Source organism: Palleronia rufa (genome assembly GCF_000743715.1).
Lineage (GTDB): Bacteria > Pseudomonadota > Alphaproteobacteria > Rhodobacterales > Rhodobacteraceae > Palleronia > Palleronia rufa.
Genome location: NZ_JQEY01000019.1, coordinates 1 through 19,072, shown reverse-complemented (window position 1 = coordinate 19,072; position 19,072 = coordinate 1). Strand labels below are relative to the sequence as shown.

Annotated in this window: 21 protein-coding genes and 1 pseudogene; 8 read left to right on the top strand and 14 right to left on the bottom strand. The window is 61.2% G+C overall.

Annotation, left to right across the window (positions count from 1 at the left end; genetic code table 11):
* Positions 1-99 precede the first annotated feature (99 nt).
* From KW83_RS16810 to KW83_RS16800, 3 genes are all read left to right on the top strand, one after another.
* Positions 100-1,032 carry an IS5 family transposase gene (locus KW83_RS16810; RefSeq protein ID WP_036173704.1) on the top strand — a complete coding sequence of 311 codons (933 nt, stop codon included), beginning with the start codon at positions 100-102 and terminating at the stop codon, positions 1,030-1,032.
* Positions 1,033-1,396: 364 nt separating this feature from the next.
* Complete coding sequence (locus tag KW83_RS16805) at positions 1,397-1,759, top strand: hypothetical protein (protein WP_235191457.1); 363 nt, start codon at positions 1,397-1,399, stop codon at positions 1,757-1,759.
* On the top strand, positions 1,743-2,903 hold the full coding sequence (locus KW83_RS16800) for an HNH endonuclease (protein WP_036181275.1): 1,161 nt from the start codon (positions 1,743-1,745) through the stop codon (positions 2,901-2,903). Before KW83_RS16805 ends, KW83_RS16800 begins: the two co-directional genes overlap by 17 nt.
* Before the next feature lie 58 nt (positions 2,904-2,961).
* On the opposite strand, the gene KW83_RS20150 is transcribed toward KW83_RS16800, so the two are convergent.
* From KW83_RS20150 to KW83_RS21255, 7 genes are all read right to left on the bottom strand, one after another.
* On the bottom strand, positions 2,962-3,459 hold the full coding sequence (locus KW83_RS20150; protein WP_161785522.1) for a DUF2285 domain-containing protein: 498 nt from the start codon (positions 3,457-3,459) through the stop codon (positions 2,962-2,964).
* Positions 3,401-3,727 (bottom strand): transcriptional regulator domain-containing protein, encoded by a 327-nt coding sequence (locus KW83_RS21260; protein ID WP_051928612.1) that lies wholly within the window; start codon positions 3,725-3,727, stop codon positions 3,401-3,403. Before KW83_RS21260 ends, KW83_RS20150 begins: the two co-directional genes overlap by 59 nt.
* 103 nt (positions 3,728-3,830) lie before the next feature.
* Complete coding sequence (locus KW83_RS16790) at positions 3,831-4,112, bottom strand: DNA -binding domain-containing protein (RefSeq protein ID WP_036181274.1); 282 nt, start codon at positions 4,110-4,112, stop codon at positions 3,831-3,833.
* Between the two features lie 88 nt (positions 4,113-4,200).
* Entirely contained in the window at positions 4,201-4,449 is a 249-nt protein-coding gene (locus tag KW83_RS16785; RefSeq protein ID WP_036181334.1) for a helix-turn-helix domain-containing protein, read from the bottom strand.
* Between the two features lie 261 nt (positions 4,450-4,710).
* Entirely contained in the window at positions 4,711-5,112 is a 402-nt protein-coding gene (locus tag KW83_RS16780; protein ID WP_036181272.1) for a single-stranded DNA-binding protein, read from the bottom strand.
* Positions 5,113-5,665: 553 nt separating this feature from the next.
* Positions 5,666-6,094, bottom strand: a complete 429-nt coding sequence (locus KW83_RS16775) for a hypothetical protein (RefSeq protein ID WP_235191456.1) — start codon at positions 6,092-6,094, stop codon at positions 5,666-5,668.
* Between the two features lie 56 nt (positions 6,095-6,150).
* The gene (locus KW83_RS21255) at positions 6,151-6,396 is read right to left on the bottom strand and encodes a hypothetical protein (RefSeq protein ID WP_081904671.1); all 246 of its coding nucleotides are present in this window, start codon (positions 6,394-6,396) and stop codon (positions 6,151-6,153) included.
* A gap of 554 nt (positions 6,397-6,950) precedes the next feature.
* Here KW83_RS21255 and KW83_RS16770 point away from each other — a divergent pair.
* A complete protein-coding gene (locus KW83_RS16770; RefSeq protein WP_235191455.1) occupies positions 6,951-7,364 on the top strand; it encodes a phage holin family protein in 414 nt (137 codons plus the stop codon).
* An 824-nt stretch (positions 7,365-8,188) separates the two neighbouring features.
* On the opposite strand, the gene KW83_RS16760 is transcribed toward KW83_RS16770, so the two are convergent.
* A complete protein-coding gene (locus tag KW83_RS16760) occupies positions 8,189-9,142 on the bottom strand; it encodes a YihY/virulence factor BrkB family protein (RefSeq protein ID WP_036181269.1) in 954 nt (317 codons plus the stop codon).
* A gap of 67 nt (positions 9,143-9,209) precedes the next feature.
* On the opposite strand from KW83_RS16760, the gene KW83_RS16755 reads away from it, so the two are divergent.
* On the top strand, positions 9,210-10,079 hold the full coding sequence (locus tag KW83_RS16755) for a hypothetical protein (RefSeq protein ID WP_036181268.1): 870 nt from the start codon (positions 9,210-9,212) through the stop codon (positions 10,077-10,079).
* Positions 10,080-10,241: 162 nt separating this feature from the next.
* A complete protein-coding gene (locus KW83_RS16750) occupies positions 10,242-11,615 on the top strand; it encodes a PRC-barrel domain-containing protein (protein ID WP_036181267.1) in 1,374 nt (457 codons plus the stop codon).
* A 157-nt stretch (positions 11,616-11,772) separates the two neighbouring features.
* Here the strand turns inward: KW83_RS16750 and KW83_RS22040 are convergent, their stop codons facing one another.
* The 3 genes from KW83_RS22040 to KW83_RS16740 form a co-directional block, all read right to left on the bottom strand.
* The gene (locus KW83_RS22040; RefSeq protein WP_407667879.1) at positions 11,773-12,105 is read right to left on the bottom strand and encodes an undecaprenyl diphosphate synthase family protein; all 333 of its coding nucleotides are present in this window, start codon (positions 12,103-12,105) and stop codon (positions 11,773-11,775) included.
* Complete coding sequence (locus KW83_RS21245; protein WP_200879706.1) at positions 12,018-12,383, bottom strand: undecaprenyl diphosphate synthase family protein; 366 nt, start codon at positions 12,381-12,383, stop codon at positions 12,018-12,020. The genes KW83_RS22040 and KW83_RS21245 overlap by 88 nt, the downstream gene beginning before the upstream one ends.
* Positions 12,384-12,563: 180 nt before the next feature.
* A complete protein-coding gene (locus KW83_RS16740; protein WP_036181265.1) occupies positions 12,564-13,085 on the bottom strand; it encodes a DUF421 domain-containing protein in 522 nt (173 codons plus the stop codon).
* Between the two features lie 78 nt (positions 13,086-13,163).
* On the opposite strand from KW83_RS16740, the gene KW83_RS16735 reads away from it, so the two are divergent.
* Positions 13,164-14,096, top strand: coding sequence for an IS5 family transposase (locus KW83_RS16735; RefSeq protein ID WP_036181264.1), 933 nt, complete (start codon positions 13,164-13,166; stop codon positions 14,094-14,096).
* 236 nt (positions 14,097-14,332) lie between these two features.
* Here KW83_RS16735 and KW83_RS16730 read toward each other — a convergent pair whose 3' ends face one another.
* The 3 genes and pseudogenes from KW83_RS16730 to KW83_RS16720 all read right to left on the bottom strand — a co-directional run bounded on the left by KW83_RS16730 (position 14,333) and on the right by KW83_RS16720 (position 18,620).
* Entirely contained in the window at positions 14,333-16,462 is a 2,130-nt protein-coding gene (locus tag KW83_RS16730; RefSeq protein WP_036181262.1) for a ParB/RepB/Spo0J family partition protein, read from the bottom strand.
* A gap of 128 nt (positions 16,463-16,590) precedes the next feature.
* Positions 16,591-17,499, bottom strand: a pseudogene (locus KW83_RS16725) (DUF932 domain-containing protein); the annotation flags it as partial.
* A 36-nt stretch (positions 17,500-17,535) separates the two neighbouring features.
* Positions 17,536-18,620, bottom strand: a protein-coding gene (locus KW83_RS16720) for an IS3 family transposase (protein WP_152563632.1) whose coding sequence is annotated in 2 segments (ribosomal slippage) — positions 17,536-18,422 and positions 18,422-18,620 — 1,086 coding nt in all. Because the reading frame shifts where the segments join, the coding sequence is not laid out codon by codon here.
* A 70-nt stretch (positions 18,621-18,690) separates the two neighbouring features.
* Between KW83_RS16720 and KW83_RS16710 the strand changes: the two genes are divergently transcribed.
* A partial coding sequence (locus tag KW83_RS16710; protein WP_036181261.1) for an IS5 family transposase occupies positions 18,691-19,072 on the top strand: 382 nt, incomplete at its 3' end.

The window sequence follows — 19,072 nt, the reverse complement described above, 5'->3', positions numbered from 1 at the left end:
CTTGAAATGCTCGGGCAGCGCGGACCAGGGCTCGGCGTTGTTGCAGAACTCTAGCCGTAAAGGATTCACATCGGGAATTCATGCGCTTAGACGAGCAGCATGAGCAAGCCCAAGCCCGCCCGCTACCGCACGACGAACTGGTCCACCTACAACGATGCGCTCAGGAAGCGCGGGTCGCTGCTGATCTGGCTGGACAAGGAGATGACCTGGCACGCGCCGCATGAGGGACGCCCGGGGCGCCCCCCGGTCTTTTCGAATGCCGCGATACAGTTCTGCCTATCGATCAAGGTTCTGTTCAAGTTGCCGCTCAGACAGACTGCCGGGATGGTCGCCAGTCTGCTGCGACTCGCGGGGCTGGACTGGCCCGTTCCGGACTACTCGACCCTGTGCCGTAGGCAGAAGACCTTGAAGGTTCAGATCCCCTATCGCCGTGCTGGCGGGCCACTGAACCTGCTGGTTGATAGCACCGGCATCAAGTTCCTCGGCGATGGCGAGTGGCAGGCCCGGAAGCATGGCATTCAGGGTCGCCGCCAATGGCGCAAGGTGCATCTGGCGATGGACACCGCCACCTCGGATATCCTGGCCGTCGAGTTCACCCACAGCCGGGAAGGCGACAGCCCCGTCCTGCCGGACCTGTTGGGCCAGATCCCCGAAGACGAAGACATCGGCACCGTGACCGCGGACGGCGCCTACGACACCCGCCGCTGCCACGGCGCCGTCATCGCACGCGGTGGCACGGCAATCATACCCATCCGAAGGAACGGTCGGGCTTGGAAGGAGGACTGTCCGGCTGCCAAGGCACGCAACGAAACCCTGCGCGCCACGCGTCACTACGGTCGGGCGTTTTGGAAGCGGTGGACCGGATACCACGCCCGAAGCCGCGTGGAGGCCAAGATGCGATGCCTGAAGGCCTTCGGCGAGCGCATCGCCGCGAGAGACCCAGACCGCCAGACCGCCGAAATCCACATCCGTGTCGCCCTTATCAATCGCTTCAACGCGCTCGGCACCGCCGAGGTGGTCCGCGTGGCCTGAACCCGAACGGGAAAGGGACACTCACGCCTCAGGCGGCCTTTCTGCAACAAAACCGCAATACGCACCGCATCCTGGCGGAATTCGTCCGTCCGTTTCAATCCCATAGTTCGTCTCCTTTGTTGCAGTAAATGCTATCAAAGGAGCGGCATCAAACCGCGACAGGTCCACAGACGGCCAAGGTCTCGAAGGCGCCTGCGCATCACTTCCATCCCGGTTTCCGCGGAAAATGAAGACGAAGCCCAGGAAGCCGCGCTCCGCTCAGGTCCAGCTCAACCGCATGCGGCATCGCTGGCCTGACCTACGACCGCGCATGCTGGAAGAAGGTAGGGCCATCGCGTGGATCGGTCCTCTCCGGGGCTTCCAGATGAAATATGAGGTCGCCGTCATCTGGGAATGGCAGAACCCGAAAGCAGTTCCCCTGGTCCATGTCCTTGACCCGCCAATCGAGCCCCGGCCCGGGACCGACTTCATCGATCTGCCGCACCTGAACTACGATCATCACACTCCGGAAGACTCGGCGCTCTGCTTGTTCGATCCCGATGCCGGGGAATGGGACAGCACGATGCTCATCGCCGACCGGATCGTCCCATGGGCGTCCGAGTGGCTGCATTTCTATGAAATCTGGCATCTCGACGGCGTCTGGCGCGGCTCGAACGCGCCGGGTCCGATTTCCGTGGGCGAGATCCTCAGGCAGCGGCATGAGGCTCCGGATGGCACGAGGGCGTAGTCCATCGCAAAAGACAAGAATTCTCGTCTGGGGTCGCGCCGCCGGCCGATGCCAGTATCACGGCTGTGGCAAACGCCTCGACGGCGACCTCGTGACGGGCGATCTGGCCAAGAACCATGCCTATCTGGCTCATATCATCGCCTCTGACCCGGGCGGCGAACGTGGCCACCCGGTCCTGTCGCACCAGTTCGCGGACGATCCTGACAACCTGATGCTGATGTGCGATCCGCATCACCGCGAGATCGATGATCCCGCCAAGATAGACCGCTACACCGTGGACGTCTTGCGCGAGATGAAGCGTGCCAATGAGGAGCGGATCGAGCGGCTCCTCGAGAACCCGAATGCAACGCCCGCACATATCCTTCGGATTGCTGCGGCGATCGGTGACAACGAGACAGCCGTTCCGCTCCGGGACTGTATCGAGGCAATGAGGCCCGAGTTCACCCCGGCGGATCGGCGTCCCATCGAGATAAAGATCCGCGACATTGCGCAGAAGGACAGCGATTCCGACTACTACCCCGTCGTCATCGATGCACTTCGCAAGAAGATCGAGCGGGAAATCGACGGAAGGTTCGCGGACGGTGATCTCGAGCATCTCGCGGTGTTCGGTTTCGCGCCCATGCCAGTCCTTATGGAGCTTGGTCGACTGCTTTCAGACTTGTCGGCCGTTTCAGTCTACGGCAGGCACAGGGAGCCAACGCCGGGCTGGGCCTGGCCGAACGATCGTGAACCTCTCGAGTTTACCTGCGTCCCTGGGGCCCCCGGCCCGAAGAAAGTGGCGCTGAAGATCTCCGTAACCGCCGGCATCGCAGATGATCGTATCGTGCAGGCACTGCCTGACGAACCAGTTTCCATTTGGGAGATCCGGAGCAACAGGCTGTCTGCGTCTGAGCTTCGCTGCAAAGATGATCTCTCCCGCTTTCGGGAACTCGTCGGCAAAGCCTTCGACGCCATCAAAGATCAGCATGGAATGGATGTGAACTTGTCTGTCTTTCCAGCCGTTCCTGCCTGCTGCGCAATCGAGTTCGGTCGGACGTGGCAACACAAAGTCCACCCCCCGTTCTCGATCTACGATCAGGTTCCGGAACAAGGATTTCAAAAACGGCACACGATCGGGCGACAGACGCCTAGAGAAAAAAACTGACTCGCAGAAGGATGGGTCGAAACCTATTGGCGTTCCATTAGTTGACGAGCGAGGACTATCATCGATGCGCCATTGGCTGAAGTAGCCTACGATACCCCCCCTCTACCATCTCTCGCCCGCCCCTTAGCAAAGCCATGACGGCGAAGCGCTCCGGCGCGCTTTGCCACTCGTCCCGGCTCACCCGAGACAGCCGAAAGATCACTTCGGCAATCACGCGCTGGGATGCTCCTGCTAAGCGTCCGTCATGTGCCTGTAACATTCGCTTGGCACGCAGTCGTTTCTGGCGGGTGAGGCGCTTGTCGGCAGGTACCTTTCGGCCATGCAGCCGCGCGAGCAAGCTGTAGACAGCCTCTAGACGGGCAAAGCCATCCTTATCGAGTGGGACGATCGCCACAAGCGCATGATCGTCGGGATCCGATTGCAGAACCTGCAGGCGACGTTGCCCGCCAACGCCAAGAAGATGGTGGAGGCCGTCATGGGCGTAAGTGATGGTTCCTTCAGGCAGGATCGTCGGTTCCGCCGCGCCGCTCAGGATCTCCGGAACCTTCTGCAGCACGACTACCGACGGATCCACCCTTGGGTCCCAGAGTTCGCAGGCCTTTGGGGCCGGGAGGTTCGGATCGGCCGCGAAATCGCAACCCCCATTTTTCGAGGAGCGCTTCTTTCAGAGACGCGTCGGCCGGTGCGGCCTTGGAGAGGGTCGCATAGTCCTTTGCATAGCGCTTGTTGCGGCGCAGCCATTCCCAGGCAAGATCGGACGCGCTCAGGTCTTCGACGTAGTCGTACTCTGCCGAGGAACGCCAGCCGGAGCGTTCCGACGGCATGACAAATCCCGTTCGTCAACTTCTCTGAAATGACCTGATTTTACACGTTTTGATTGATCTTCGGGAGTCCGGCGCACCCTGCATGGGCGGGTTTCGGCGTGACTCAGCCGTTCGGGCCGTCACCCCCCTGCCGAAGCAGGTCGCGATAGCCGTGCTCGGTCATCCAGCGAGCCCGAGCAAGGTGACTATCATAGACGTTCCTGCAGCGATCGGGATCATGCTTCGGATCGAGGCCAAAAAGGACTTCGACCACTTCCTGCCAATCGGCTCCGTCCTCGGCAGCGTCGAAAATGCGGAGGTAGAGAACCATATGAGCATGGTCGTAGTCGGTCAGCGTGTCGCTGTCCGGCGGAGCATCCAGAAATGTCGTCTCGCCCTGTGCCATTTGCTTACAGGATCGCAGAAACGACCCCCCTCCCGAAGTTGCCTTTCCGTACAGGCACGCTACCGATACCCTCATTAACCGGCTACGATCACTTGGCCTTTTTCGCCTTGGTCACATCGATCAAGACGCCTTCACCTTTGTCCGAATGCAGAAATGTGATGCCTGCATGCTCGAACACCCGCCGCACCTGATCCTCGGTCGACTCGTACACACGAAGATCCTTTTCGGATTCGAGCCTCTTCAGTGCGGTCAGTGATACCAAGGCCTTATCGGCTAGCTCCTGCTGCGTCCATCCCAGCAATGCGCGCGCGGCCCGTGATTGTCGGGCGGTGATCATGATGATCACCTCCCACCCGGCCATTCACACATGCCAGAACTACGACTATTTTAGTCGCATTTCCGGGGGCTTGCCAGTGACCATCGCAGTCTGTGGCGGTTTCGGGCACTGGATCGCGAGGAAGACGACCTGCGTGCGACTCAGTGCCCATCCAGCCGCTGCGCGCGGCGGGATATCGCCGAATGATACGAATTGTGATCGGCGTCCGACGTTGCCATCTGAGAAGCCCGGCGGCTCGCGCCGCCGGGCGTCGGTGCTGTGTCAGGACTGGTCGTCCTCATCGTCGATGAAGGAGGGGTCCTCGTCCTCGGCCTGCTTGGCCTTGGTCAGGAAGTCGATCGTCTCGGCGATGATCTCGGAGCCGTAGCGATCGACGCCCGCAGCGTCAGTCCACTTGGTGTAGTGGATGCGGCCGCGGACCAGGAGCTTCATCCCCTTCTCGCAATACTGCTGGACCGTCTTGCCGAGGCCGTTGAAGCAGGTGATGCGGTGCCATTCGGTGTCCTGGACGCGGTAGCCGTTCTCGTCGCGGACAACCCGGCCTTCGGAATAGCGCGGGCGGGAGGTGGCAAGGGTGAAGGTGGTGATCGAGGTGCCGCCCTGAGTGGTGCGGGTCTCGGGAGTCTGGCCGATGTTGCCGGCGAGGATGACGATGTTCTGCATGGTATGTCTCCGTTGCTTCATCCGGAGGGACCGTCCCTCCGATGAGACCCGTCAAAGACCGCTGGGCGTGGCCTGCACGGACGCCCCCGGTGTCCGCTCGACCCCCAAGGCGGGACGCGGCGCGGGCAGGCGTGGCAAACGCCAACACGGGTCCCGCCGCGCGGGGTTGCCGGCCTCGGACGGACGGGCTTAGGGGATCGATCAGGAGGAGGGACAGGTCTTCTCGGAGGAGCGCCAACGGGGACACAGTGCCGAACCATCTTCCTCGCGGAGGGCAACTTGGCACCCAGATCACGCGGCCATCGGCAATCGGCCTCGCGCACCCACCGTCGCTTGCCACAACTGCGCCGTCTCCGATGGCCAGAAACCGAAGGCAGAACCGAGCACGTCAGGCACCTGTCACCACACTCACAGGCATCGGCTCGGTTGGTCCATAGTGATGCGAGAAGAGAGGGATGGTCCGGGCTTTGGCCGGTGATCACCCAAGGACCGTTGCAGCGCAGATTTCCACCGCGTCTGCGATCAACTGACGAGGGACGGCCGCAACCAAGGGCTACGGGTCGAGCAGCCCCTCGCCCAAGGCATTGAGGTTGATCATCGCCGCAACGGCAACAACCGTGCCGCAGCCGCCGCTGAGAAGCGTCAGCATGACACCCGGGTCGAGCGCATGTTTCGCGACGCCATAGGCCAACGCGTAACCCGCCACGGCGGCGGGCGCCGCAAAGAGGCCGAGCGCCCCGAGGCGGAGGAACGGGTTCCTAGCAAAGCCGAGAATGGCAATGACGAACGCGACAGAGAGCGCCGCCCCCGCCAAGCCGGCAAGGAAGGACAGGCCAAAACCGGCTCCACCCTCATTCACCTGCAGGAACGCTGCGATCCCGGCCATGACCGGCAGTGCGAAGACCGCGAAGCGGAAGCCCAGAACGCCGAGGGCGATGGATAGTGATATGGCAAGAAGAACAAGCGACATGGACGCCTTCATGGGTCAGTGACTTTGGGGATCACTACAGGCTGCCCGGATGTGCGCACCGCCTGCGACTATGCTGCTTCGCCGGTTCTTCTGGCTGGATTATGCCCCAATTTCATGTGCTGCCCAAGTCGAGCATCGTAGAGAAGCGAACCTTCGCGCATCATCCAGCCAAGGACAGCAGTGCGGACAGACCGGGCGTTCGCTGCGCTATGAGCGAAGGTCGGGGTCAGCCAGGTATGGTCTAGGGCTTCCATGGCGCGGGGCATCTTCAGCCCGATCAGCGCGCTACGGATCCTGTCGAGAAGCTCGGTCATGACCGCATGCCTTCGGCCGCGAGACGCTTGCCCGAAGAAGGCGTCCACAGGACCCGAGGTTATTCGTTCTTCAAATCATGGATCAAGACGATCTTCCTCAGTCCATGCACCCGTTTGCTCCCGTTCCATTGCTCGCGGCATCAGGACAGCATTCCTCAGCGTCGCCAATTTCCCGATAGATAAGGTTCAGAAATCGACAATGCAGCTCGCGTTCAGTCAATTATCAAACAGCGGTTCTGGGAAAATTACGACCTATTTTCGCGGTTATAGCGGGGATGAGCTGGGTCTTCGTCAGCGTCTTCGTCATTCGCCGGCTCAGGAATTTTCCCCTCCGGCGAGCGGATACCCCCGCCCGTGGGACCGGGAAAGGGAACACGATCTTCGCTGCGTTGTACGGCGTCCTTTCCGCTCGGAAAAGATCGCCACCTCCTGTCCCCAATTCCAAAGCGAACAGGGTCTTTCTGAGGCATTGGCCAACCTGGTTCCGCTAGCCGCGATAACGGAACATACGATAGGCAGAGCGGTTAACCTTCGATCGAATAAAGGAGGTATCAATGTCAATGGAAACCACGCACAGGCGGGGAGCGCATGCCGGTCCGCTTGATCTGGTGAGTGACGCGTTCACGCAAGTCACCGAACTTTTCCGCGGCGAACTCAATCTTGCACGCGCCGAAGTTCAAGAGAACCTCAAGAAGGCTGCGATCGCGATCGGTCTCCTCATAACTGCTGTCGTTCTCTTCCTCGTTGCTCTGAATGTTCTAGCGGCCGCGTTGGTAACAGCCGTTGCGGAACTCGGTCTCGGGGCCGGATGGGCGGCTCTGATAGTCGGCGTTGCGTTCCTGGTAATCGGTGCTGTTATGGTCATGAAAGGTAAGAACAACCTCACGGCTGTCAGCCTGGCGCCGACACGCACCGTGAAGAATGTGCAGCGCGATATCCACCTGACGGAGGAAGTTACCCATGGCTGATAGGTCTGCCCGCGAAATAGAACGTGATCTTGAACACAAACGCTCCGAGCTCAGCAGTACAATCGACGAAATCTTCGATCGCATGACTCTCGAGGGCGCTTGGAACTACGCCGGCAGGTATCTCCGTGACCACCGTAGTGAGCACGGTCAGACGGTGGGCAATATCCTCAGGGAAAAGCCACTGGCGGTCGGTCTCGTCGCAATCGGGATGGCTTGGATCGTGTTTGGATCGCGCGTGTCTGATCAACACTCCTTGCAGCAGGAAAAGCTCCCCCGATCCGATGAGCGGGACGATGTCGAGGGCCGCGCGCGCGTTGGATCCAGGGACCACGATGATACGAGTTCCAGGACCACGAGGACGGGTTCGTATACGTCGCCCGAAGCCGGAGTGACCCCATTGGAAATGCCACCAACCGACCCTGACCTGCCGAAGCCCGGGAAAACGGCGTCGAGCGAGCCCACTTCGCCGGTGCGAACGACGCCGGCAGGAACACAAGACGTGCCGTCACGTTCCACCGGCAGTACCAAGTCGGACAACACTCGTGGTAACGACAAGACCTTGCCACCAGCCGCCCCGGCGGTGGTTCCCGCGAGTTCGCCGCCGAGGCCTCCGGCAACGACGTCGAGCGACCCGGCTTCGAAAGACAACACGACAGGCGTTGGATCCTCGAAAACTCCCTCTAGCGTTTCTCCGAGCGTTACCAAGTCATCGGATAAATAACGTGGTCTCGAGCGGGTGGGGTGGAACATTACCCACCCGCGACGAACCACGAAGTCGGACGACCCCGCTGCCGAATTGAGGTATCCTCAGGCATTGCCGTGTATCATGGCGTTTCACCGACATGATCTGCTTTTTCGGCCCCACGGCGACCCTTGCGTTCGGGCGGCCCCGTTGTGGTGTCGCGTTCCGTCTGAGCTTCCATCTCGGAGTTCAACTCGGCGCCAAGCAGCACGATGAATGCCGAAAGCCAGAACCACGTCAGCAGAATGATTACCCCGCCAAGCGCGCCGTAGCTTTCATTGTAGCTCCCGAAATTCCGAACATAGACCGAGAAGGCGATCGAGCCGATGATCCAGAAGATCGTCGCGACGATCGCTCCGACGCTGACCCACTGCCATTCGGGATCGTCGCGCGACGGGCCGTAGCGGTATAGAACCGCCAGTCCGAGCATGGTCAGGATCGCCAAAATTAACCAGCGCCCATAGGTAACGAGGGCAACGACGGCGTCCGGAAGTCCCAGGTTGCCGAGAAACGCCGGAACCACGATCGTGAACGCGAGAGCGATCAGAAGTCCGACGATAAGAAACAGGGTCAGAGCGAGCGCGACGACGTTCTGCATTATGAAGCCACGATCTTCCTCTTCGTCATAAGCGATATTCATCCCTTCCATGAGGGCCTTCATGCCCTTCGAGGCCGAATAGAGCGACAGGAGCAGGCCGACGATCGCCGCGAGACCGATCCCGCCCCCCGCACCGGAGGCGACCTTGCTCGCCTGCCCCTCGAGGATCGAAGCGGCATTCTGCGGCAGAACCGCGGTGATGCCCGCGATCTGTTCCTCGATCGCGCCGGGGTCGAGAAGCAGACCCGCGATCGACATGAGCGCCGCAATGGCGGGAAAGATGGCGAGAAGACCGAAGAAGGCGACACCCGCGGACACGACCGAGACATGGTCGGTGGTGATCTCCTCCTTCACCCGCAAGGCGATATCTCTCCACCCCGGCGTCGGAATGTCCTTGGGGCGCACAGCTTCACGGCCGCGACCTGTTCGATGAGCCATTCAGTGCCCTCTCGCATTTACGTGTTCTCGGCGTGAACCATTGTCTCGCTTGTCTGTTCCGACCTCCATGAGCAGCATCCTTCTCTTCGCCGCCGGCACTCTTCTCCTGGTCGCGGTCGTCTACGACTTCCTGCACACGACGATCAGCCTTTCGGGCCTGGGCCCGATCAGCGCGCGTCTGACACGGTGGCTATGGGGGTTGGGACGGGGGATTACGCTCTGGACCGAAAACCGGTTCGGCCGGTCGTTGCGCGGAGTGATCGGACCGACAATCCTCTCCGTGTTGGCAGGCAGCTGGATTCTTCTTCATCTGGCAGGATACACGCTCCTTTATCTTTCCGGGACGTCTTTGGAAGTTTCGAAGACCGGCGCACCGGCGGACTTCGTGCAGATCGTCGCCTTTGCAGGATCGGCCCTCTCAACCCTTGGTGCCTCCACGGTTGGCCCTACCAACGGCTGGTGGGACATCCTTTCGATGGTCGCTGCGATCAATGGCATGGTCGTCCTGACCCTGTCGGTCAGCTTCGTACTCACGATCCTTCAGACCACGGCGAGCGCCCGCAGCTGGGCCGTGCGTTATCACGCCCTGATCGAAAGCGCCGAGACGCGTGGAGAAGAAAAGACACCTGGAACGGCCGCCAGCCTGGGAGCAGAACTCTGCACCGTCGCCGTGAGTCTCACGGCCTCCCCGCTGACGGGGGTTTTTGTCCCGGACGATCCTGACATGAGTTTCCCCCAGGCGCTCCGCGACCTGTGTGTGCGAATGGACGGACACGAGATGGCCTCTTGGAATCCGGGCATCGGCAGCAGCGAGCTTGCCGAGATGCGCTCAGGTCTGGGGCTTCTGGGGCGCCATGTCGGAACCCACGGTGAGGAAGGCGATTTCGCCAATGCGCGCGCTTGGGCGGAACGACATAGCCTGCCACCCAGACTCTAAACCGGTCGCATAACGATTTCCTCGCAAAGTGAGACAATCGCGTAAAATAAGTTAAACAGTAAACGAATTGTTACCGAAAAAAGGAACTTTGGCGCGGGTCAAGCACTCTCTGGTGGAACGGCGACGCCGGATGAGAATACACCCAAGGGGAGATTATTTACGATGAACATCAAGACACGCAGCCTTCTTCTGAGCACCGCCCTGACACTCCCTCTCGGCGGCATGGCTTTCGCGCAGTCTCTTGTCGACATCAACGAGCAGGAACTTGCCGGCAAGAGCGAGGAATGCCAGACGCTGGCGCAGGCCTACCGCGACGATGACGATCCAACGGTCATTCCCGAAGAAGAAGTCGTCACGGCAATCAACGATGACGTTGCCGAAGAATGTTCATCGCTCGAACAACAACTGACCGACTCGTCCAGTCAAAGTACGTCCCAGAATGAAAGCGAGGCTGTCAGCGAAGAGGTCGATCTGTCAGAGGATGCAACGATCGAGGGTCAGGCACGGGTGACCGTTCCGGATCCGAATGTCGACGTCCAGGTCCCTGCACCCAGTGTCCGGGTGACCGAACAACAGCCTCAGATCACCATTTCCGAGCAGCCGGGCGACGTTCAAGTCAATCAGAAGCAATCCAACGTTACGGTGGAGATTCCCGAAATCATCGTGCGTATCGAGAATCCCGCGCCCGACATCTATATACTGAACACCAATCCCGAGGTGCAGGTCAGCTCCGCCGATCCGGAAGTGCAGGTCGAACAAGGCGAACCGACCGTAAGTGTCACGCAGGCCGATCCCGAACTGAACGTCGACCTTGGTGTCGACACCGACGAGACCTCGGCGGAGACCGATCAGGACGGCAACAGCAGTTCCGACGGGCAGGCTCAAAGCGTTTCTGGCGATACCGAAGTGGCAAGTTCCGAACCCCAGGTCGAGATCGTGCAGGCAGAGGGTGAGCCCCAGGTCTCGATCGAGGAAAGCGAGCCGAACGTCTCGTACCAGAGCTCGGAGCCGAACGTCTCCGTTATGATGGCGGAACAGCCGACAATCGAGATTCAGCAGACCGGCGAGCCGAATGTCGTGATTGAGACGCCCGAAGAGCGTGAGCAACGCATGGCTCAACAGCAGTCCAATCAGGAAACCCCCGCAGAGCAATCTGCGCAGGCGGTTTCCGAACAACCGTCGCAGACCGAAGAAACGGAAGCTTCGGCTCCGGACGCCTCCTCGGGTAGTGGTGCAATGATGAGTGTCGGCGATCTTCTGGACATGGAAATCGTGACAGCCGATGGGGAGGGCCTTGGTAATCCCGAGGCCATCGTGGAGGTCAACGGAGAGCCGAACCTGGTCCTGAGCAGCGGTGGTTTCCTTGGCCTTGGCGGCAAGCAGGTGCCCGTGCCCATGTCGCGTGTAACCCAGCAGGGCGAGGAGCTGGTCATCGACAGTATGACCGAATCCGACATCGAGGCCGCGAACGATTTCGAATACGATAGCGATTTGGAGATGGCCGACGATCAACAGGTTCAACTTGGTGGCAGCTGATTAGGCACCGTAGCCCATCTGTAGAATCGCCCCCTTGCCGAACCTAGCGAGGGGGCGTTTTTGGGACATCCAAGGTGATTTTCGGCTTTTGCAGATGCCGATACAGGTAGCTCGGCCTGCCAAGTTGGCGGGGATCGCCACTGTCGCTTCGTCTTCCTCAGCCCCCCAGCGTCCTGTCCTGCGACTTGAACCAGTCGAGTGCCTGATCAAGGTGTGCTGGATGGAAGTCGGGCCAGTATTCCTTTACGACCAAGATGTCGGCGTAGACCGATTGAGCCGGTAAGAACCCGCTCAATCGCCGTCCGCCGCCACACCGTACGATCAAGTCGAGCCTTGATACGTCATGTGAACGGACATTTCCGTTCTTGAGCCCGGCCAGGTCCCATTCCCAATGGTAATTCGCTAGAAATTTGACCTTGATCCCGTTTCCTTGCCGCGTTCGGAAAGAACGAAGTTCATCAGGAAATTGCGGGCTATTCTCATTTCCCACACTAAAAGAGCTGCGCCCTGGTCGGCGATTTCGAGTACGAAATCTACGCAAGCCGATCGAAATGCCTGAATTTGCGAGGTTGGGCGCTTGGTATTGTCCTGAGTGAAGCCAAAGACCGATATCTCAGGAATGCCCATTTTCTTGCAAATCTTGAACATAGTCAAACCCGGTTCTATTCCAAAACGATAGCCTTCGTCCTTCGAAAAACCGTTCTGTACGGCCCACCGGCGATTACCGTCCGGAATGAATCCGACATGCATCGGCAGCGAATGTTTCATCGGCGTCATGTCCTTCGTAACAAGCCGTCGTAGATCGCGCAGCCCCAAAGGGCCACGCAAAGGTTCGAATGGTGTGTCTCGTTTGGTCGTCGATTTTCGGTAATACCTACGATGAAATCGACACGTTCGGGACCTTGCCAGAATGGCTGGTTCTCTTTGCGAACGTCTCTGTCAACTACATTAACCGATCGTCTCGACTCCTTGAACGTATTTTAGTATTTCCACATTGCTACCTTTCGATCCGGCTACGACGCTGAAAGAGCCGTCAGTCTCCAGAACCACCGCATCCACGTCCGCGGGGCTTGCGGCTCCCGCGCTGCGCATTGCAGCGAAAACTTCTTCTTTCGTGACCCGCTGCGTGCGAATGGCCGGCTCCAGAAAATTTCCCCGGTAGAAAAGCAGGGTAGGCTCCGACTTGATCAGGTTCCGAAACCAATGCGAGCGGACCGACAACACGGCGACACCGTATTGCAGTCCACAAAGCAGTGCGAAGGCCGACAGCGCCTCAACCACCGTTATGTCGCTGCTCAGGAGTGCGGACGCAAAGGTTGAGCCGAACGCAATCGTAACGACAAGGTCGAAGGCATTCATCTTGGCGAGCGTACGTTTGCCCGAAGCCCGCAAGAGAACGACGAGGCCGGCGTAGGCGACCGTACCGACAACAATCATACGCAAGATGTCGTACCATGTATCAAAAAACATCTACTGGGTCCTCACGGCTTTGTTGCACGGACCCGTACTAGGATTCACATTGGCTGGTCAACGGGATAGCCGGTCCGCATGACCCGACCTTCCCCGACCCGATACCGCACCCTGAACTGGCATGCCTACAACGCCGCACTGCGTGAGCGTGGCTCGCTGACGCTCTGGTTCGACCCGGAGATGACGTGGGAGGCGGCACCGACCGGCAGGCGGGGCGGCCAGCAGGCCTACAGCGATGAGGCGATCCAAGCCTGCCTGACGATCAAGGTCCTGTTCGGCCTACCGCTCCGTCAGACGGCGGGATTCGTCGCGAGCCTGTTGCGGTTGGCCGGGCTGGACTGGACAGTGCCGGATTACAGTACGTTGTGCCGGCGTCAGCGGACCTTGGCGGTCAGGCTGCCCTACCGAGGCTCGAAAGGGCCGCTGCACCTGCTGGTAGATAGCACCGGGATCAAGGTCCGCGGGGAGGGCGAGTGGCATGCCCGCAAGCATGGCGGTGCCCGCCGGCGCGTTTGGCGCAAGGTTCATCTGGGTATCGACGAAGCGACGATGGAGGTCCGGGCCGTCGAGATCACCGGCAGCCATGTTGGCGATGCGCCCGTGTTGCCGGACTTGATCGGTCAGATCCCTGCGGACGAGCAGATCGGCTCGGTCACGGCCGACGGCGCCTACGATACCCGCCGTTGTCACGATGCGATTGCCGATCGCGGTGCCCATGCCGTCATTCCGCCCCGTCGGAACGCGCGGCCATGGAAGCCGGACACCGCAGGCGCCATGGCCAGAAACGAGGCCGTGCGGGCGTCGAAGTACCTGGGCCGATCCCTCTGGCGACGCCTGACCGGATACCACCGCCGCAGCCGCGTCGAGACGAAGATGCATTGCATGAAACTACTGGGGCAGCGCCTCATGGCGCGGGATTTCGAGCGACAGGTCGCCGAGCTCCAGGTCCGCATCGCCGTGCTCAACCGTTATACCRCACTCGGAATCSSMGYCACGAAAYCCGTAGGATAAGTCCGTCWGSGRMMWGRSGCAGTCCGCCCSSCAGMCGRGCCGYGCAACAWWGCCCTCTCTCGAAGGTCCATTGAAAGTGCTCTACCCACTACTCGCCCTCCATCTTGTGGTCGGCAACAGTGAATCACCAAAATGCAGGCCTGTGAATCCTCTATCGATTCAGGCTGATTTCATCCCGCTCTAGTGACGGGCCCCTGACTTTGGACCTTGGGGGAAGGTCCCGTGCTGCTCGTAGGTCACTCGGCGGCTGTCTGGACGAAGGCGTCACCGGCGACGGGATCATTTTCCTCCATCGGGTCGGAGTCTCCGATAGCCGGTTCGCCGCCGTCTTCCGCCGATTGCGCTTCGCCGGTGTCGCGATCGTCGTCCGAAGCGTCATCGTCAGCGGGGTCGGCTTCGTCGACCAGCTCGATCTCCGGTGCGTCCTCTTCCGGTAGCGGCGGCGTGCGCAACGGTTCGGGCAGCCAGCCGGTGCCGACGAGCCGGTCCTCTGCTGCCGTCACCATCTCGGCCTTCTTCAGCCCGGCGATCCGGTCAGCGGCGTCTTCGCCTTTCGCCTCGCGCACGGCCTCCAGGATGCGCGCCTTGGTCACGCGGCCGAGGTAGCTGTCACCCGTGGCCGTCCAGCCCGCCTTGGCCATGTCGAGCCCGACGGTTCCGGCCAGAACATTTGCGTGCGCGATGGCGCGCGGTCGGCGCTGGTAGGGATCGTGGACGGCATTGACGCTCATCGCCACGCAATGGGCGAAGAGCGCCTCGCGGCTGCAGCTGTCAAACTCGGTCAGCGCCTCCCAGAGGTCCTCGGATGCCTTCGGCAGGTTCCCTGCCCAGGTCTCGTGACGCTGGTCGATGGCCTGCGCGTAGGCCGTGTCGCCGAGGCCCGGCACCTGCGATCCGAACCCCGCGTTGCGCGGTTCGATTTCGACGCAGCTGTCGACGGCGTAGCGATAGAAGAGCCGCAGGACCATCGCGTGCAGGGCCGCGAGGAAGGCGACCTGCGGGTCCTGGGCCAGTGCGTTGCGCAGCGCCAGGGTCCGATGGGCCGTCAGTTCCATGACGAGGCGGTCGGAGAGCGGTTTCAGGCCGTCGTCCTCTTCCTCCTCGTCCGCGGCAGAAACGACGGTGTCATCAGCGTCCTCGATCGGCGCCGTTTCTGTTGCGACCTCACCGATATCCTCCACCTCCTCGGCCGGCTCATCTTCGGGCCGCACATAGCCGCGTTCGACCCGCAGCCGCCCGGAACTGTCGATGCTGACGAAGGCTCCTGCCAGCGCGAGGTCGTCGGCCTCGTAGCAGATTGGACGCGCCTCGAGTGCCTCCATTGCCTCCTCGATCTCGCCCAGCCGGGCATCGACGTCGTCGGGCAACTCGTCGGCCTCCACATGCTCGGCCTCGAGCGCGTCGTATTCGGCCTTCAGTGCCTGATAGCTGGCGGCTTCCTCGTCGCTCATCGGCACCGCCTCGCCATGGACCCGGCGCATCCCGAATGTGTGGCCATAGGGGAACTCGGTGTCGACCTCGACCCATTTCCAGCCCTCGGCACGGATCGCTTCGGCCTCTTCGGCCAGTTTCTCGCGCACCATGACGTCGAGCAGGGCGGCATCCTGCAACCAGCCGCCGTCGTCCTGCTGGAACAGGTCGCGCAGGATCTCGCCCCCGGCCTCGACGTAATCGTCGAGCCCGACGAATTGCGCCCGCTTGTCCGAAGCCCGCACCGCACCCTCGGTCAGCATGCGGCGGATTTCGTAGGGCTGCCGGGAATAGTGCCGCTGCAAAGCCTCCCAGACCTGCTCCTGGCGAGCGTGGTCTGGATTGACCGTGAAGGCCATGAGCTGGTCGAGCGTCATCTCCTCCTCGGCATAGGCATCATGGAGCGATGGCGAGACAGCGGCGAGCTTGAGGCGCTGTTTCACGACAGATGTCGCGACGAAGAAGGCCGCGGCGATCTCCTCCTCGGTCCGGCCCCTCTCGCGCATCGCCTTGAAGGCGCGGAACTGGTCGAGCGGATGCAGCGGCGCGCGCTGGACATTCTCGGCGAGGCTGTCCTCCTCGGCGAGCCCGTCAGTGCGCACGATGCAGGGCACCGGCGCGGTGCGGTTGAGCCGCTTCTGCTTCACGAGAAGCTCGAGCGCGCGGTAGCGCCGTCCGCCCGCCGGGATCGAGTACATGCCGGTCTCGGTGCCGCTCTCGTCCAGCACGGGCCGCACGGTGATAGAACTCAGGAGCGTCCGCCGCGCGATGTCCTCGGCCAGTTCCTCGATCGACACGCCCGCCTTGACGTGGCGCACGTTCGCTTGGCTCAGCATCAGCTTGTTGAAGGGGATGTCGCGCGAGGCGCTGAGGGTGATCTTCGCTTGATTGGTCATCGGGATTCTCCGCGACAGGCCAGCCGGGAGCCTCTCTCCCGACCTCCAAACCCGTCACGAAGTCCACGGCCCCCCTCTCCCTCTGGAGTGGTGGACCGCGGAATAGACCGAGCGACCGGGAGGGACGATCAGGCCGCCCGCGCCAGAAGCGTTCTAGCCTTGCCTTCGAGCTGGAGCCGCGCATCCTGCTGCGGCTTCGACCGAGCCACCGCGGTGATCCCTTGGACGAAGTCGAAGACGCTTTCCGGCGGACGGCCTTCCTCGGCCAGAACCGTCTCGACGATCCGCCCCGTTTCCGCCTTCGAGAACCCGCGTTTGCGGAGGAAGTCCTGCCGGTCCTCGTCCGACCGTGCGACGATCCTCTCGCGCGCCGCGCGGATGCCCTCGATGAAGGGTGCGGGCGAGGACTCGGCGAAGCGGCTCAGCGCAGGCGCGGCCTCGTGGGCGAAGCGGGAGGCGGCGTATTTGGAGTGCCGGATCGTGATCTCCTGGAAGTCCTCGACGCCCCAGAGGTTGCGGTTCTGGCAGACCGCGCGCAGGTAGAAGCTCGCGATGCCGAGCGTCTTGGCCCCGACCTCGGAGTTCCAGCAATAGAACCCCCGGAAGTAGAGGTCAGGCGAGCCGTCGGGCAGCCGCCCCGCCTCGATCGGGTTGAGATCGTCAACGAGGAACAGGAATACGTCACGGTCCGAGGCGTAGAGCGTCGTCGTCTCATTCGTCACGTCCACGCGCGGGTTGTAGATACCAGTCGACCAATCGAGCACGCCGGGAACCTTCCAGCGCGTGTCGCCAATGCCGTTGCCTGCGATCCGCTGCACAGCGGAGACCAGTTCATGGTCATAAATGCGGCCGTAGTCGGGGCCGGTCACGGCGCGCAACTCCGTTCGGCCATCCGCGACCTCCATCGTCTTGATCTGCTCGGCCCGGTGGTTGGTCAGGCCGTACTGCAGGTTGATCCCCGCCAGCGGCGCGGGCAGTTGCCGCAGATAGGCTGCGGGCGCACCGACGAGGCTCGAGAGCTGGCCGAAGGACCAATGGACCTGTCGCGATTTCGTGCCGCCCCAAGTGCTCGTTTAAGCCACTTTTCTTTCGAATGCGACGGGGCTTTTCCAGCCCAGTGCTGAGTGGCGGCGACGCGGATTGTAGAAGCCATTGATGTATTCAAAGATCGCCACTTCAGCTTGCCGCCGCGTTTCCCATGACCTGCGCCAGATCAGCTCGGCCTTGATCGTCTTGAAGAAGGTTTCGACAGCGGCGTTGTCATAGCAATTGCCCTTGCCGCTCATCGACACCTTGAAGCCATGCTGGCGCAAAAGCTTCTGATAGTCGTGTGAACAATATTGCGACCCGCGATCCGTATGATGGATGCAGCCTTTGGGCGGCGCCCGAAAAGCTATGGCCATGTTCAACGCCCGGATCGCCAAGTCGCGTTTCATCCGGTTGCTCACGGCCCAGCCGATCACACGCCGTGAATGCAGATCGAGGATTACGGCCAGATACAACCAGCCTTCGCGGGTCCAGACATAGCTAATGTCACCGGCCCACTTCTGGTTGGGCGCATCAGTGTTGAAGTCTCGATCCAGCAGGTTCGGCGCGATATTGAACTTGTGATCGCTATCGGTCGTCACCTTGTGTTTGCGGGTTCTGACGACAGATATGCCGTTCTGGCGCATCAAACGGCCCACACGGCGATGACCGACGTCCAGGCCGATCTCCTTCAACTCTTCGGTCATTCGCGGCCTGCCGTAGCTACCAAGGCTCAGGCGGGACTGTTCTTTGATGTGTGCAAGCGTGACCATATCAGATCGTTGTCTGCGACTGGCAGGGCGGCTACGGAAGGCCCGCAAGCCACGTGTGCTGACGCCAACGACACTGCATAAACGGTTGGCTGGGAAATGGTTCCTGTGTTCCTCGACAAACCTAAATCTCATTGCTTTAGGCCCGCGAAGAACTGGGTGGCCTTTTTTAGGATTTCCCTCTCCTCCCTGAGAAGCCGGATCTCACGTCGAAGCCGCTCATTCTCTTTGGCGAGGTCCAAATCCTCTTGTGAAACCACGTTCGTGTCTCGATGCGCTGTGATCCATTTGTTCAGCGTCGACATTCCAACGCCCAGATCATCAGCCACCTGCTTGCGCGTCAGCCCGCTGGTCAGCGCAATACGCGGCGTTGTTGCAGAACTCTAGCCGTAAAGGATTCACATCGGGAATTCATGCGCTTAGACGAGCAGCATGAGCAAGCCCAAGCCCGCCCGCTACCGCACGACGAACTGGTCCACCTACAACGATGCGCTCAGGAAGCGCGGGTCGCTGCTGATCTGGCTGGACAAGGAGATGACCTGGCACGCGCCGCATGAGGGACGCCCGGGGCGCCCCCCGGTCTTTTCGAATGCCGCGATACAGTTCTGCCTATCGATCAAGGTTCTGTTCAAGTTGCCGCTCAGACAGACTGCCGGGATGGTCGCCAGTCTGCTGCGACTCGCGGGGCTGGACTGGCCCGTTCCGGACTACTCGACCCTGTGCCGTAGGCAGAAGACCTTGAAGGTTCAGATCCCCTATCGCCGTGCTGGCGGGCCACTGAACCTGCTGGTTGGTAGCACCGGCATCAAGTTCC